The sequence below is a fragment of the Methylorubrum rhodesianum genome, assembly GCF_014199985.1.
GTDB lineage: Bacteria > Pseudomonadota > Alphaproteobacteria > Rhizobiales > Beijerinckiaceae > Methylobacterium > Methylobacterium rhodesianum.
In genome coordinates, this window is record NZ_JACHOS010000003.1 from 386637 (window position 1) to 400859 (window position 14223).

The 14223-nt window shown below is 70.1% G+C and carries 14 protein-coding genes; 10 read left to right on the forward strand and 4 right to left on the reverse strand.

Translation table 11 applies throughout. The features are described 5' to 3' along the window. Window positions 1-32 precede the first annotated feature (32 nt). The 4 genes from mfd to HNR01_RS06405 all read left to right on the forward strand — a co-directional run bounded on the left by mfd (window position 33) and on the right by HNR01_RS06405 (window position 4975). A complete protein-coding gene (mfd, locus tag HNR01_RS06390) occupies window positions 33-3629 on the forward strand; it encodes a transcription-repair coupling factor (protein ID WP_183667153.1) in 3597 nt (1198 codons plus the stop codon). Between the two features lie 292 nt (window positions 3630-3921). Next, window positions 3922-4131 (forward strand): cold-shock protein, encoded by a 210-nt coding sequence (locus tag HNR01_RS06395; protein WP_017483959.1) that lies wholly within the window; start codon window positions 3922-3924, stop codon window positions 4129-4131. 106 nt (window positions 4132-4237) lie between these two features. After that, window positions 4238-4606 (forward strand): DUF6481 family protein, encoded by a 369-nt coding sequence (locus tag HNR01_RS06400; RefSeq protein ID WP_183667154.1) that lies wholly within the window; start codon window positions 4238-4240, stop codon window positions 4604-4606. A gap of 174 nt (window positions 4607-4780) precedes the next feature. Next, window positions 4781-4975 (forward strand): hypothetical protein, encoded by a 195-nt coding sequence (locus HNR01_RS06405; RefSeq protein WP_026105446.1) that lies wholly within the window; start codon window positions 4781-4783, stop codon window positions 4973-4975. Window positions 4976-5044: 69 nt separating this feature from the next. On the opposite strand, the gene HNR01_RS28000 is transcribed toward HNR01_RS06405, so the two are convergent. After that, window positions 5045-5386, reverse strand: coding sequence for a hypothetical protein (locus HNR01_RS28000; protein WP_017483956.1), 342 nt, complete (start codon window positions 5384-5386; stop codon window positions 5045-5047). 259 nt (window positions 5387-5645) lie between these two features. Continuing rightward, window positions 5646-7154 (reverse strand): AMP-binding protein, encoded by a 1509-nt coding sequence (locus tag HNR01_RS06415; protein ID WP_375373179.1) that lies wholly within the window; start codon window positions 7152-7154, stop codon window positions 5646-5648. Window positions 7155-7348: 194 nt separating this feature from the next. Here HNR01_RS06415 and HNR01_RS06420 point away from each other — a divergent pair, with 194 nt between their 5' ends. The 3 genes from HNR01_RS06420 to HNR01_RS06425 all read left to right on the forward strand — a co-directional run bounded on the left by HNR01_RS06420 (window position 7349) and on the right by HNR01_RS06425 (window position 9108). After that, complete coding sequence (locus HNR01_RS06420; protein WP_246417403.1) at window positions 7349-8332, forward strand: hybrid sensor histidine kinase/response regulator; 984 nt, start codon at window positions 7349-7351, stop codon at window positions 8330-8332. Beyond that, window positions 8329-8607, forward strand: coding sequence for an ATP-binding protein (locus HNR01_RS27505; protein ID WP_246417404.1), 279 nt, complete (start codon window positions 8329-8331; stop codon window positions 8605-8607). The genes HNR01_RS06420 and HNR01_RS27505 overlap by 4 nt, the downstream gene beginning before the upstream one ends. A 138-nt stretch (window positions 8608-8745) precedes the next feature. Continuing rightward, complete coding sequence (locus HNR01_RS06425) at window positions 8746-9108, forward strand: response regulator (protein WP_183667156.1); 363 nt, start codon at window positions 8746-8748, stop codon at window positions 9106-9108. Window positions 9109-9118: 10 nt separating this feature from the next. On the opposite strand, the gene HNR01_RS06430 is transcribed toward HNR01_RS06425, so the two are convergent. Continuing rightward, window positions 9119-10750 (reverse strand): acyl-CoA synthetase, encoded by a 1632-nt coding sequence (locus HNR01_RS06430; protein WP_183667157.1) that lies wholly within the window; start codon window positions 10748-10750, stop codon window positions 9119-9121. 138 nt (window positions 10751-10888) lie between these two features. Then, window positions 10889-11083, reverse strand: a complete 195-nt coding sequence (locus tag HNR01_RS06435; protein WP_003599068.1) for a hypothetical protein — start codon at window positions 11081-11083, stop codon at window positions 10889-10891. A 284-nt stretch (window positions 11084-11367) separates the two neighbouring features. On the opposite strand from HNR01_RS06435, the gene HNR01_RS06440 reads away from it, so the two are divergent. Genes HNR01_RS06440 through HNR01_RS06450 form a run of 3 tightly spaced genes read left to right on the forward strand, consistent with a single transcriptional unit; the run spans window position 11368 to window position 14217 of the window. After that, on the forward strand, window positions 11368-13128 hold the full coding sequence (locus HNR01_RS06440) for an ArnT family glycosyltransferase (RefSeq protein WP_183667158.1): 1761 nt from the start codon (window positions 11368-11370) through the stop codon (window positions 13126-13128). Further along, entirely contained in the window at window positions 13125-13883 is a 759-nt protein-coding gene (locus HNR01_RS06445; protein WP_096486921.1) for a glycosyltransferase family 2 protein, read from the forward strand. The genes HNR01_RS06440 and HNR01_RS06445 overlap by 4 nt, the downstream gene beginning before the upstream one ends. 4 nt (window positions 13884-13887) lie before the next feature. Continuing rightward, window positions 13888-14217 (forward strand): lipid-A-disaccharide synthase N-terminal domain-containing protein, encoded by a 330-nt coding sequence (locus HNR01_RS06450; protein WP_012456382.1) that lies wholly within the window; start codon window positions 13888-13890, stop codon window positions 14215-14217. The last annotated feature ends 6 nt before the right edge of the window (window positions 14218-14223 follow it).

Genomic DNA, 14223 nt, shown 5'->3' on the forward strand with positions numbered 1-14223 from the left:
GGAGGGCATTCTTCCCTCGCCGCAAAAAACCGATGGCCAAGCCCCAGCCCAAGCCGCCCGCCCCCGCGCCGAAGCCGCAGACCGCCCGCTTCGCCCTGCCGAAATCGGCGCCGCTGACCAAGGCGCTCGACGCGATCCGCCGCGGCGACAGCCCGACGCTGGCCTCCGTGCCCGACGGATTCGACGCCCTGGTGGCGGCCGACCTCGCTCGCGCCCTGTCGGGCACCTTCGAGGGGCCGGCGGTGCTGGTCCACGTCGCCCGCGATTCCGGACGCTCCAACGCCTTCCAGAATGCGCTGAAATTCGTCGCCCCCGAGATCGAGGCGATGAGCTTCCCAGCCTGGGACTGCCAGCCCTACGACCGCGTCTCGCCCAACGCCGCCATCGCCGCGCAACGCATGACCGCGCTCTCGCGGCTGACCCGATCGCGCTCGTCCGAGGAGAAGCCGCGCATCCTCTGCACCACGGTGAACGCCCTGGTGCAGCGGGTGCCGCCCCGCGCCCGGGTCGCGGTCGAGACCTTCTCGGCGGCGATCGGCAACGTGGTGCCGATGGACAAGGTCGTGGCCTGGGTCGAGGCCAACGGCTTCCTACGCACGGGAACGGTGCGGGATACCGGCGAGTACGCCGTGCGCGGCGGCATTCTGGATCTCTCGCCGCCCGGCCTGCCGAACCCGATCCGCCTCGACTTCTTCGGCGACACCCTCGAATCGATCCGTGCCTTCGATCCCGAGACGCAGCGCACGGTGGGATCGCTCCGCTCCCTCGATCTCGTGCCGATGAGCGAGGTGCAGCTCACCACCGAGACGATCCGGCGCTTCCGCCAGGGCTACCTGTCGAGCTTCGGCGCGGCGACCCGCGACGATCGGCTTTACGAGACCGTGAGCGAGGGCCGCCGCTATGCCGGCCTCGAGCACTGGATGCCGCTGTTCTACGACGGCCTCGACACCCTGTTCGATTATCTCGGCGACGTGCCGATGCTGTTCGACCCGCAGGTCGAGGAGGCGGCGACCGAGCGGCTCTCCCTGATCCAGGATTACTTCCAGGCCCGCGAGGCGGCGCTGAAAAATCCGCAATCGGGTGTGGCGCCCTACAAGCCGCTGCCGCCGCGGGCGCTCTACCTCACGCCGAACGAGTGGAAGGGGAAGGTCGAGGCCGGCACGGTCGCCCGGCTCACCCCCTTCGCCCAGCCGGATTCGGATGAGCGCGCCGTCATCGATTGCGGCGCGAGGGCCGGCCGCAACTTCGCGCCCGAGCGGGCGGACGAAGCGGCCAGCGTGTTCGACGCCGCGGTGGCGCATATCCGCGACCTGCAGGCCTCCGGTCATCACGTGATCCTGGGATCCTGGTCCGACGGCTCGCGCGACCGGCTCTGCGGCGTGCTGACCGATCACGGCCTGAAAAAACCGATCGAGATCAACACCTTCGCCGCCGTGAACGCGCTCAAGCGCGGCACCGACGTGGCGGTCGCCGTCTGGGGCCTGGAATCCGGCTTCACCCTCGACAAGCTCGCGGTGGTGGCCGAGGGCGACATCCTCGGCGACCGGCTGGTGCGCCAGAAGCGCAAATCCAAGCGCCCGCAGGACATCATCCTCGAGGTCCAGGCGCTCCAGCCCGGCGACCTCGTGGTCCATGCCGACCACGGCATCGGCCGCTTCGTCGGCCTCAAGACGGTCACGGCGGCCGGCGCTCCGCACGATTGCCTGGAGCTGCAATATGCCGGCGGCCTGCTGCTGCTGCCGGTGGAGAATATCGAGCTTCTGACCCGCTACGGCTCGGAGGATTCGGAGGTCGCGCTCGACCGCCTCGGCGGCGGGGCGTGGCAGGCCCGCAAGGCCAAGATGAAGCGCCGCATCCTCGAGATGGCGGGCGAACTCATCAAGGTCGCCGCCGCGCGCTTCGTGAAGCCCGCCCCGAGTCTCAAGGCGCCGGAGGGGCTCTACGAGGAGTTCGCCGCGCGCTTCGCCTTCCAGGAGACCGAGGATCAGGCCAACGCCATCGACGCCGTGCTCGACGACCTCAATGCCGGGCGGCCGATGGACCGCCTCGTCTGCGGCGATGTCGGCTTCGGCAAGACCGAGGTGGCGCTGCGCGCCGCCTTCGCCGCGGCGATCTCCGGCAAGCAGGTGGCGGTGGTGGTGCCCACCACCCTGCTCGCCCGCCAACACTACCGGACGTTTGCCGAGCGCTTCAAAGGACTGCCGATCAACGTCGCCCAGCTCTCGCGCTTCGTCTCCGCCGGCGATCAGCGCCAGACCCGGGCGGGGCTCGCCGAGGGCAAGGTCGATATCGTGGTGGGCACCCACGCGCTGCTGGCGAAAAACGTCGCGTTCAAGGATCTCGGCCTCATCATCGTCGACGAGGAGCAGCATTTCGGTGTGGCCCACAAGGAGCGGCTGAAGGCGCTCCAGGCCGACGTCCACGTGCTGACGCTCTCGGCCACGCCGATCCCGCGCACGCTGCAGCTCGCCATGACGGGGGTGCGCGAACTCTCGATCATCGCCACGCCGCCGGTGGATCGGCTCGCCGTGCGCACCTTCGTGACGCCGTTCGACCCGCTGCTGATCCGCGAGGCGCTGCTGCGCGAGCGCTACCGCGGGGGGCAGGCGTTCTACGTCGTCCCGCGGATCGAAGACCTCGCTGAAGTCAAACGGTTCCTCGACCAAGAGATGCCTGAAGTCACCGTCGCGGTCGCCCACGGCCAGATGGCGGCGGGCCAGCTCGAAGACGTCATGACGGCCTTCTACGAGGGCAAGTACGACGTGCTGCTCTCGACCACGATCGTCGAATCCGGCCTCGACATCCCGACCGCCAACACGCTGATCGTGCACCGGGCCGACATGTTCGGTCTGGCCGCGCTCTACCAGCTCAGGGGCCGCGTCGGCCGCTCCAAGGCGCGGGCCTACGCCCTGTTCACGACGCCGGCCAACCGCCAGCTCACGGCGCAGGCCGAGCAGCGCCTCAAGGTGCTCCAGAGCCTCGACACGCTGGGCGCGGGCTTCCAGCTCGCCTCGCACGACCTCGACATCCGCGGCGCCGGCAACCTCCTGGGCGACGCCCAGTCCGGCCATATCAAGGAAGTGGGCTACGAACTCTACCAGCAGATGCTGGAGGACGCCGTCACCGCGCTCAAGGCCGGGATCGAGGAGCCGGTGGAGGAGGCGTGGTCGCCGACCATCGCCCTCGGCGCCCCCGTCACGATCCCGGAGGACTATGTCGAGGATCTCACCGTCCGCCTCGGCCTCTACCGGCGCCTCTCGACGCTGGAGAACGATGCCGAGATGGAGAGCTTCGGCGCCGAGCTGATCGACCGCTTCGGCCCGCTGCCGCCGGAGGTGGAGCAACTCCTCAAGATCGTCACCATCAAGATCCTGTGCCGCGAGGCGAATGTCGAGAAGGTGGAGGCGGGCCCCAAGGGCGTCGTCGTCCACTTCCGCGAAAAGTCCTTCGCCAACCCGCAGGGGCTCGCCGCCATGGTCGTGGAGCAGGGCTCCTTCGCCAAGGTGCGGCCGGACATGAGCCTCGTGTTCGTCCGCGAGCTCGACAGCATCCCGAAGCGCCTGAAGGAGACCACGCAGATCATGCGCGGGCTCGTCACCATCGCCAAGCGGGCGAAGAAGGCGGCGTGACAGGGCGCGAGAATCGGGTTCAACCCGCGACATCCCCTGAGCGAGGGCGCGTATCGGCAGGTCATCGCACGTGACCTGCCGATACGCCCGATGTCGCGAAAATAAATCCCTGCCTTGATAAAGCTGCGATGGAACTGCATATTGGTCTTCATCGATGCGAGGCCGGATTTTCTGGGCCGTGACGCCTCCGCAGGGCGGTTCCCATTTTCCTTCGTGATCGGTTGAACGACAAAGTCCCGTGCCGCGCGGCACAGGGCTTTTGACCTGTATCCTGCGGAGACAAGGACTTTTCATGAGCACCGGCACCGTCAAGTGGTTCAACGAGACCAAGGGCTACGGCTTCATCCAGCCCGAGGACGGCTCCAAGGACGTGTTCGTCCACATCTCCGCCGTCGAGCGCGCCGGCCTGCGCGGCCTCGCCGAGGGCCAGAAGGTGTCCTACGAACTCGAGACCGACCGCCGCTCCGGCAAGCAGTCGGCCGGACAGCTTCAGGTCGCGTGATCCGCGCCTGAGACCGACATGTCGAAGCCGCTCCCGTCGGAGCGGCTTTGCGCTTTTCCAAAGGCCGATGGCTCGCCCTTGAGCCCGGCACGATCAAGGATCCTCAGTGAGCTTCAGCAAACACAATTCCTTCGACGACCGTCGCCAGGATTCCGCCTCCGCCCGGGAGGCCATGCTCGCCCGCTTCCGCGCCCGTCCTTCCAATGATGATCCGGCCGTGCTGGCCCGCCAGGCGGAGCGCCGCGCGATCATCGTGGCCCGCGAGGAGCGGGCCAAGGAGCGCGAATTGCAGCGGCGTCTCGAGGCCGAGCGTCTGGCCGCGATCGCCGCCGCCGAGCGTGCGGCGGAGGCGGCGCGCAAGGCCGCCGAACTCGAGGCTGCCGCCGAGCGCGCCCGCCTCGCCCAGGCCAAGCAGAAGGAGGAGCGGGACGCCCGCTACGCCGCCCGCAAGGCCAAGATCAAGCTGCGCCGCTGATGTGACCCTGACCGCGAACCGGGCCGCCCGGTTCGCGCCTGCCCCGGCGCCGCGGTAGAATCGCTCTCGATCGGCTTCGTGACCGAGACCGTCTCACCCGTTGTCCTGAAGGGGCTATTTCTGCGCCGGAGCGGCATCTCGCTTCGGCGGACAGCGTTCGAGAAGACACCGACGATGCACAAGTTCAAGCTCGGCCAGCGCGTTCGCCGCGCTCAATCCTCGGCCCTCGATGAGCGCCTGGGTTTCGGCGCAGTCAGCGAGATCGTGCGCCTGATGCCCGACGATCCCACCGGCGAACCCTCCTACCGCATCCGCTCGGGCTCGGCGGAGCGCGCCGTCCGCGAGAGCGAGATCGTTGCGGCAGCCTAGCGTTCGACCGCGCACACGAAAAAAGGCGGACCTCTCGGCCCGCCGTCATTGTCCCGTTACGGGAAAGCCCTAAAGCTCGGGCTCGTTGAGGACGTAGGGTCCGATCCGGCTCTTGAGGTCGACGGGTGCACCGGCGCGGGGTCCCGCATCGTCCATCTCGATCACCGGGATGCCGCCGACCCGCATCTGCTCGCGCAGGCGATTGGCGAGCGCCGCGATGTGGGGATTCGGGCTGGCGGACAGCTGGAGGACGATCGCCGCGGGGCGGGCGATCACGGCGAGAACGTCGTCGGCCGCCTCGATCGAAGCGGTGACGCTCGCATAACCGAGCCCGGCAAGGTCGGCGGCGAGGGAGCGATCGACGGCACGGCGGCCATCGTCGACGACGAGCACTTGTTGCAGCGCACCCATAGGCTTAAGCGTTACCCCATGTCGCGCCTCGTGTGAAGAGGCACCCCGGATAACCCGCACGGCCAGGATTGGTTCGCCGGCCATGCAGATCAATCGAACATGGAATCGCGTGTCTGAAGGTGTGATGAACTGCGCTGCACCGAGTGTGGGCAGACGCGCCCCGCTGCACAGATATTCCGATTGATCCTTGATATTGCTACTGTTTTTCCTGCGGCGATGAGCGCGTGCGCGCCGCTGATGCCCGGCGCCGAGAGCCGGATTACGCAGGTGCAAAAATTTCCGGGAGAACGGCGGGTTCGGACCGCTCCACCGCCTCGATCGCGGTGGCGAGACCCGCGAACAGCACCGGCGCGTAGAAAGTCTCCTGCCAGCTTCCGTCCGGCGCCGCCGGCCGGCTTCCGCGCTGCAGCGTCGTCGCGGCGCAGGCCTGGCCGCGAAAGGCGAGGCGCCCATCCGCCTCGTGCCGCAGGGCCATCAGCGAGGCGGGGAGGGAGAGGCGCTCCGGCTTGCCGAGCACCAGCGAGATGTCGGCCGCGGTCCCGCGCCGGCCGGAGAGAAGCGCCGTCTCGTCGAAGACGACCGTGTCGATCACCGTCTCGAGCCGCAGGCTCTGCGGCCGGCCCGCGGCGCGGCTGCGGCCGGGGAGGCGCGTCGGTGCCCGGTGGATCAGAGCGACGGAGCGCAGATCCGCCGGCAGGTCGCGGCCGGCGAGATTCTTTTCGAGGAAGGCGGGAGCGACAAGGTGGGTCGGCTCCGGCCGACGCAGGGCGGCCGCGAAGGCGGCGCCGTCGAACAGGGGCATCGTCTCCAGGCTCGCGCCCGCCACGAGGGCGGCGGCGAGCCCGGTGGCGAGGCCGCGCAGGTCGTGCGGTCCGATCAGGCTGAGGATGCGCTCGCCGGGCGCGACCCGCATGGCCACGAGATGCGCGGCGGCGGCGGCCACCACCGATTCGCCGCTGCGGTAGACCGGCCGCTCGGGATCGCCGTCGACGAAGCTGACGATGCCGGCGGAAGCGGGCGCCGGTTCGGCCGGCTCCCCGGCGGGTCCGTCGAGAACGAACCGGTCGAGGTTGATCACCCCGTCCGGCACGTCGGGGCCGAAGGCGGCGAGGTAGCGCAGGCCGAAATAGCGCGCGGCGACGTTGCAGAGGCGCTGTGCCGGGGCGGCGGAGCCGACCCGCGCCTGGGTCAGCACCGCGCTGAGCGCCACGCCCTGCGCCGCGGCGAGCAGGCGCTCCTCGTCCCAGGAGACCGGCAGCAGGCAGGCGACGTGGCCGGCGGCCTCGACGGCGAGGATCGCCAGCGCGCTCTCGGCCGAGCCCGGCAGGCACAGGCCGATGCGGCTTCCCGGAGGCAGGCGCCAGCTCCGTAGGCCGCGGGCGAGGCGCTCGACGATCTCGGCGGCGGCGGCATAGGTCCAGGTGATGGCGGGTCGGTCGCTCCAGTCCGGCTTGTCGGCGGGATCGACCACCGCGATTCGGTCGGGATGGCGCCGGGCCGTGGCGGCCAGAAGACTGCCGAGGCTGATACGCCTCTGGGGAGCGGTGGCCGGGGCCGGATGCGAAGTCGTGTCGGGGAGCCCGTCGGGAGCGTCGTGCCGAATCTCGTCCCGAGCCTCGTCCCGAACCTCGTGCGACGGGTCCTTCTGAGCCTCTTGCAAAGCGCCTTGCAACGCTCCCTGCAAGGCCCGTTGCAGTGCCCCTTGCAGAGCGTCCTGCAAGGCCTGCGGCGAAGCCTCAGCCTGCGTGATAGCCCGTTGCGCCGACACTCGCGCCCGCCCTCGAAAACCACTCCGTTTGATGAACGAATAGGGTTAAGCAAGACTTAACGTTTGGTGGCCGCGGATGTCTCGCGGGGAGAGCCGGAGCCCGGAACGCCGCATGCGTCGGGGTGCCCGATTCCTGTTGAGCGCGTGGCCGCACGGTCTGTAGAATCGCGGACAGATGGGTCGGGGCCGAAGCGATGCTCGAACTTCTGCGGCGGCTGTGGGAGGTCGAGAATCTCTCACCCCACGGCATCTGTCTGCTCTGGCGCCCGGAACTGATCTGGACCCACGTCGTCTCCGACAGCCTGATCGCCTTCGCCTACTTCTCGATTCCCGTCGGGCTCGCCTACTTCGTATCCCGTCGCCGGGACGTGGTGTTCGGCTGGATGTTCTGGTCGTTCGCGGTCTTCATCACCGCCTGCGGCGCGACCCACCTCATGGCGATCTGGACGCTCTGGGTGCCGGATTACGGGCTGGAGGCGGCGGTCAAGCTCCTCACCGGCGCGGCCTCGATCGGCACGGCGGTGGCGCTCTGGGTCCTGATGCCGAAGGCGCTCACGCTGCCGTCGCCGACCCAGCTGCGCCAGGCCAACGAGGCGCTGCAGGCGCGCATCCGGGAGCGCGACGCGGCGCTCGCGGCCCTGAAAGCCGCCCATGCCGAGCGTCAACGCACCGAGGAATTGCTGCGTCAGAGCCAGAAGATGGAGGCGATCGGGCAACTCACCGGGGGCGTGGCCCACGACTTCAACAACCTGCTCAATGTGGTGCTGCTCAATCTCGACCGGGTCGAGCGCGGCCTTCCCGAGGAGAGCCCCCTGCGCAAGCGCCTGCGCGACGCGGTGAAGGGCGCCGAGCGGGCGGCGACGATGACGCACAAGCTGCTGGCCTTCGCCCGCCGCCAGCCGCTCTCGCCGGTGAGCACCGACGTCAACGCGCAGATCGCCGCCTTCGCCGAGTTCCTGCGCGGCACGATCGGCTCGCGGATCCGGCTCGAGACCGATCTCGCCCCGGACCTGCCGCGGGTAAACATCGATCCCAACCAGCTCGAGAACGCGATTCTCAACCTCGCGGTCAATGCCCGCGACGCGATGCCCGAGGGCGGGACCCTGACGCTTGCCACTCGTTCGCTGCCGGGGGGGAGGGGCTCGCCGTCGAGGTCTCGGATACCGGAACCGGGATGACGCCGGAGGTCGAGGCCCGGGCCTTCGAGCCCTTCTTCACCACGAAGCCTCTGGGCCAGGGGACCGGCCTGGGGCTCAGCCAGGTGTTCGGCTTCGCCCAGCAATCGGGCGGCAACGCCACCTTCGTGCGCGGCGACCGGGGCGGAACCACCGTGCGCCTGTCCTTCCCGGCACAGGGGCCGGCCGCGGAGCGTCCGGTGCCGACGCGCCCGTCCCCGGCCGCCGAGTCGGGCTTCGCCCCGCCGCGGCTGCCGCCGGTGGCGGTCGCGGGCTAGGGCCTCGTTGAAAAAAATCGCGGTGGCCGAGCTTTGGAGCGAGGCGAGGGGCTAAGGATATCTTCGCGGTTTTCGGCGCCTTCTGACTCTGGGCGCACGGCGACTGGCAGGACGACGAGAAGGGGGGAGCGGGGAGGAATGACCGACAAGCGGACGGTGCTCGTCGTCGAGGACGAAGAGATGCTGCTCAATGCCGTAACCATGGAGTTCGAGGATGCCGGCTTCGCCGTGCTCAGCGCGGGCACCGCGGAGGAGGCCTACGGCCTGCTTCAGGGGGCCCAGCGGGTCGATCTCCTGTTCACCGATATCCGTCTGCCGGGCCAGCTCGACGGCTGGGACCTTGCCGAGCGCGCCCGCCTGCTCCATCCGGCTCTGCCGGTGATTTACGTGACCGGCTACAGCACCGAGCAGCCCCGGCAGGTGAGCGAGAGCCTGCTGGTGATGAAGCCCTACCGCATGACCGCGATCATGAGCGCAGCGCAGCAATTGGGGGTGGCGTGAGCCGGCCGGCTCACTCCTCCCGTGCCTTCTCCCTCAACAGAAACTTCTGCACCTTGCCCGTCGAGGTCTTGGGAAGCTCGCCGAACACCACGTGGCGCGGCAGCTTGTAGGGGGCGAGGCGCTCGCGGCACCACGCCACCAGCTCCTCGGGCGTGACCTCCTTGCCCTCCTTCAGCTCGACGAAGGCGCAGGGCGTCTCCCCCCACTTCGCGTCGGGCTTGGCCACCACGGCGGCGGCCGCGACCGAGGGGTGCTTGAACAGGGCGTCCTCCACCTCGATCGAGGAGATGTTCTCGCCCCCTGAGATGATGATGTCCTTCGAGCGGTCCTTCAGCTGGATGTAGCCGTCGGGGTGCTTCACCCCGAGATCGCCGGAGCGGAACCAGCCGCCCTTGAAGGCGGCCTCCGTCGAGGCCGGATTCTTCAGGTACCCGCGCATCACCACGTTGCCGCGGAACATCACCTCGCCGAGGCTCGCGCCGTCGGCGGGCAGCGACTCCATCGTCTCGGGATCGCGCACGTCGAGCCCTTCCAGCACGGGGTAGCGCACGCCCTGGCGGGCCTTCTTCCGCGCACGCTCGTCCGGCGGCAGCGCGTCCCATTCCTCGTGCCACGCATTGACCACCGCCGGGCCGTAAGTCTCGGTCAGGCCGTAGAGGTGCGTGACGTCGAAGCCGGCCTCGCCCATGGCGGCGAGCACCGCCTCGGGCGGCGGCGCGGCGGCGGTAAGGAAGTGGACCCGGCGGGGGAGGGGACGTTTCTGTGCGTCGGGAGCGTTGAGCAGCGTCGACATCACGATCGGCGCCCCCGACAGATGGGTGACGCCGTGCTCGGCGAGCGCCGCGTACATCGCGGGCGCCCGCACCTGCCGCAGGCAGACATGGGTGCCGGCGACGACCGAGAGCGTCCAGGGGAAGCACCAGCCGTTGCAGTGGAACATCGGCAGGGTCCAGAGATAGACCGCGTGCTGCGGCAGCCCGGCGGTAATGACGTTGCCGAGCGAGAGCAGGGCCGCGCCGCGGTGGTGGTAGACCACGCCCTTCGGATCGCCGGTGGTGCCGGAGGTGTAGTTGAGCGAGATCGCGTCCCACTCGTCCGCCGGCATCGCCCAAGCGTAGTCGGGATCGCCGCCGGCGAGGAATGCCTCGTAGTCAATCTCGCCCAGGGCCGTGCCCTCGCCGGCGAAGTCCGGATCGTCGTAATCGATGACGAGAGGCGAGACGCCCGCCTTGTCGAGCGCCTCGCGGCCGATCTTCGCGAATTCGCGGTCGACGATGAACACCTTGGCCTCGCCGTGGTCGAGGCAGAAGGCCAGAGCCGCCGCGTCGAGCCGGGTGTTGAGGGTGTTGAGCACCGCTCCCGTCATCGGCACGCCGTAGTGGCACTCGATCATCGCCGGCGTGTTGGCCAACAGCACCGCCACGGTGTCGCCGCGGCCGATGCCGCGCGCCGACAGGGCCGCACCGAGACGGCGGCAGCGGGCATAGAGTTCGGCATAGGGCCGGCGCAGGGACCCGTGGATCACCGCGACCCGGTCCGGGAAGGTTCGGGCGGCGCGGTCGAGATAGGTCAGCGGCGTGAGCGGCTGGAAGTTCGCGGGATTCCGGTCGAGATCCCGATCGTACATCGTCGCGCGCGCCATCGCCCTCGTCTCCGTTTCCGCGACGAGATTAGCTGAGCCCGGCGGGCGATCAACGGCATCAAAAAGGCCCCGCGGGCGCGTGCCCGGGAGCCTTGTCTGTTCGAGGAGTGGAGGGCGAGAGCAGCCGGCGGCGGCTGATCAGCGCTCCCGGCCGCTGAGGAGCTTCTCCAGGGCGGCGAGCCCGCTGCGCTCGGCTGCCTCTTCCGTGGTCTGCACCCGGTCGGCGCGCTGGAAGAGCTTGCCGTTCCGGCGGATGGCCCAGGTGAAGTGCCCGGCGGGGCGCTCGCAGGCTTCGATTTCGAGGGTGTAGGGATTTGCGCTGTTGTTTGCCATGAGCGGGATATAGGGTCGCCCTCCCGGTCCGGCTACCCACCTCGCGCATGGTTGCGTTGCTTTCGGCGTGCGCCCCCGCGTCCGGCGGGGCTTCGCGGCGAAGCCCGGCCGGAGCCGTCGCGCAGGGCCCGGCCGCATTTGACAATCCGGGCGGGATCACCGACACGGCGCCCCGGCCGGATGCGGGCCGTCCACCGGCCTGAATCGTCCCGCGCGCCCGAGCCGCCGATGCCCGTACCCTCCCGCCCGAGCCAGACCGTGCCGAAAGCGGGCAGTCCCCACCGATGACGAGCCTCAGCGTCGGCCCGTCCGCTGCGCCGCGGACGGATTTTTTCCGGCCGCTTGCCGGTGCGCTGAGCCTTGCGGACCGGGTGCTGTCCTTCGGGGCGGCGAGCCATGTCCGGGCCTGCCTCCTGCTCCTGTGTCTCGGGCTCGCGAGCTTCCTGCCGGGCTTCGCCTCGCTCCAGCCGATGGACCGGGACGAGCCGCGCTTCGCGCAAGCCTCCAAGCAGATGCTGGAGACCGGCGATTTCGTCGATATCCGCTTCCAGGCCGAGGCGCGCCACAAGAAGCCGGTCGGGATCTACTGGGTGCAGGCCGCCGCTGTGGCGGTCGGCGAAGCGCTCGGGGTGCCGGCGGCCCGCACGCAGATCGGGCTCTACCGGATCCCCTCGCTCGTCGGCGCGCTGGCGGCGATCCTGCTGACCTACTGGGCGGGCTTGGCCCTGCTCGACCGGCGCCGGGCGCTGCTCGCCGCGGCGCTCTTCGGCGCCTGCATCATGCTCTCGGCCGAAGCCCGGCTCGCCAAGACCGACGCGCTCCTCACCGCCTGTTCGGTCGCCGCCCTCGGTGCGCTCGCCCGCGCCTGGCTCGGGCGGGCCCGGCTGGAGCGGCGGCGCGGCCCCGCCTCGCTCGGAACGGCGCTCGTCTTCTGGCTCGGTTTGGCGCTCGGTATCCTCGTGAAGGGGCCGATGGTGCCGCTGTTTGCCGGCCTCACCGCCCTCGTCCTCTGCCTGCGCGAGGGCTCGGTCCGCTGGCTCCTCGACCTGCGCCCGCGCCTGGGCCTCGTCCTCACCCTCGCCGTCGTGGCGCCCTGGTTCCTGGCGATCGCCTGGAAGAGCGGCGGCGCCTTCTTCGGCGAGGCGGTGGGGCGCGACATGCTCGGCAAGGTCGGCTCCGGCGCCGAGAAGCACTGGGGCCCGCCCGGCGCCTACGCGCTCGCCTTCTTCGCCACCTTCTGGCCCGGTGCCGCCTTCGCTGCCCTGGCCATTCCCTTCGCCTGGGCGCGGCGGGGGGAAGAGGCGGTGGCGCTGCTGCTCGCCTGGATCGTGCCGATGTGGCTGATCTTCGAGGCGGTGCCGACCAAGCTGCCGCACTACGTGCTGCCCCTGATGCCGGCGGTGGCGATCCTCACCGTACTGGCCCTGTCGCGCGGCGCGCTCGATCCGCGCCGTCCGGGGGCGCGCTGGGTGGCGGGTCTCGTGGTGCTGATTCCGGTGGGACTGACGCTGGGCCTGAGCCTCGCCGCGTGGCGCCTCGATCACGTGCTGCCGCTGGCCGCCCTGCCGCTGCTGCTGATCGCCTGCGCCCTCGCCGCCCTGGCCTGGGCCGCCTTCGCCCGCGGCGCCGGGGAGGGCGCTCTGGTCCTCGGCGTCGCCGCCTCGGTGCTGCTGTCGGGCGCCGTGTTCGGCCTGGCCCAGCCGGTGCTGCAGAGCCTCAAGGTCTCGCCGCGGCTCGCCGCGATCCGCGACGCCCTGCCCTGCGCGGAGGCGCGGGTGGCGAGCCTGGGGCTTCGCGAGCCGAGCCTCGTCTTCACCATCGGCACGGATCTGGCCATGCTGAATTCCGGCGCGGAGGCCGCCGCCTTCCTGCGTGAGGGCGGCTGCCGCCTCGTGCTGGTCGAGGACCGGTTCGCCGCCGAATTCACCGCCGCGCAAGGCGGGCAGCCGCTGAGCCCCGCCGGCCGGGTCACCGGCTTCAACATCAACGGCGGCAAGCCGGTCGGGGTCTCCGCCTACGCCGCGCGGCCGGGCGTCACACCATGAGCATGATCAGCGAGACCGAGCCGCCGCGCCTCAGCGTGGTGGTGCCGGTGAAGAACGAGGCCGGCAACATCGAGGCCCTGGTGGCCGAGATCGGCCATGCCTGCCAGAGCCTCGCGCCCTTCGAGGTCATCTACGTCGATGACGGCTCGACGGACGACACCCTGGCCACGCTCCAGGGATTGCGGCGAAAGCACCCCTGGCTCCGGGTGGTGCGCCATGACCGCAGCGGCGGCCAGAGCGGGGCGGTACGCAGCGGCGTGCTGCGCGCCCGAGCCCCCGTCATCGCGACCCTCGACGGCGACGGCCAGAACGACCCGTCCTTCATCCCCGTCCTCTACGCCGCCCTCGAACAGGGCGGCGCGGGCGTCGGCCTCGCGCAGGGCCAGAGGGTTGGCCGGAAAGGCGCCTGGAAGCAGTTCCAGTCGCGCATCGCCAACGGCGTGCGCGGAAAGATCCTGAAGGACGCCACCCGCGACACCGGTTGCGGGCTCAAGGTGTTCCGCCGCGAGGTCTACCTCGCGCTGCCCTATTTCGACGCGCTCCACCGCTTCATGCCGGCCCTCGTCACCCGCGAGGGGTTCGGCGTGGTCCACCGCGACGTGGTCGACCGGCCGCGCTTCACCGGCCGCTCGAATTACGGGATGTTCGACCGGCTCTGGGTCGGCATCCTCGATCTGGCCGGCGTCTGGTGGCTGATCCGGCGGAGGCGCCCGGCCCCGCGGGCCGAAGACGTGCCGCAGAGCGAGACCCGGTGACCCCATGCTGATCCAGCTCGCCGAGGATCTCCCGGCCTATTTCTACGACGTGTTCGTCACCCGCTTCGATTTCTGGCTGGTGTTCGGCATCGCGGCGCAACTCGTGTTCGGCTCGCGCTTCATCCTGCAGTGGATCGCCAGCGAGCGGGCGGGCAAGAGCGTGATGCCGCTCTCGTTCTGGTTCCTGTCGATCGCGGGCGGGCTGATGACCCTGGTCTACGGCTTCGTGCGCCGCGAGCCGGTGATCATCATCGGGCAGGGGCTGTCGACCTTCATCTACCTGCGCAACCTCGCCCTGATCTTCCGCGAGCGCCGCCGCGCCCGCAGGGCCTGAGGCGGT

Excerpts from the sequence above, each read along its gene's own strand:
- mfd (WP_183667153.1), top strand. The coding sequence starts at position 33 with ATGGCCAAGCCCCAGCCCAAGCCGCCCGCCCCCGCGCCGAAGCCGCAG.
- HNR01_RS06395 (WP_017483959.1), top strand. The coding sequence starts at position 3,922 with ATGAGCACCGGCACCGTCAAGTGGTTCAACGAGACCAAGGGCTACGGC.
- HNR01_RS06405 (WP_026105446.1), top strand. The coding sequence starts at position 4,781 with ATGCACAAGTTCAAGCTCGGCCAGCGCGTTCGCCGCGCTCAATCCTCG.
- HNR01_RS28000 (WP_017483956.1), bottom strand. The coding sequence starts at position 5,386 with ATGGGTGCGCTGCAACAAGTGCTCGTCGTCGACGATGGCCGCCGTGCC.
- HNR01_RS06420 (WP_246417403.1), top strand. The coding sequence starts at position 7,349 with ATGCTCGAACTTCTGCGGCGGCTGTGGGAGGTCGAGAATCTCTCACCC.
- HNR01_RS27505 (WP_246417404.1), top strand. The coding sequence starts at position 8,329 with ATGACGCCGGAGGTCGAGGCCCGGGCCTTCGAGCCCTTCTTCACCACG.
- HNR01_RS06425 (WP_183667156.1), top strand. The coding sequence starts at position 8,746 with ATGACCGACAAGCGGACGGTGCTCGTCGTCGAGGACGAAGAGATGCTG.
- HNR01_RS06430 (WP_183667157.1), bottom strand. The coding sequence starts at position 10,750 with ATGGCGCGCGCGACGATGTACGATCGGGATCTCGACCGGAATCCCGCG.
- HNR01_RS06435 (WP_003599068.1), bottom strand. The coding sequence starts at position 11,083 with ATGGCAAACAACAGCGCAAATCCCTACACCCTCGAAATCGAAGCCTGC.
- HNR01_RS06440 (WP_183667158.1), top strand. The coding sequence starts at position 11,368 with ATGACGAGCCTCAGCGTCGGCCCGTCCGCTGCGCCGCGGACGGATTTT.
- HNR01_RS06445 (WP_096486921.1), top strand. The coding sequence starts at position 13,125 with ATGAGCATGATCAGCGAGACCGAGCCGCCGCGCCTCAGCGTGGTGGTG.
- HNR01_RS06450 (WP_012456382.1), top strand. The coding sequence starts at position 13,888 with ATGCTGATCCAGCTCGCCGAGGATCTCCCGGCCTATTTCTACGACGTG.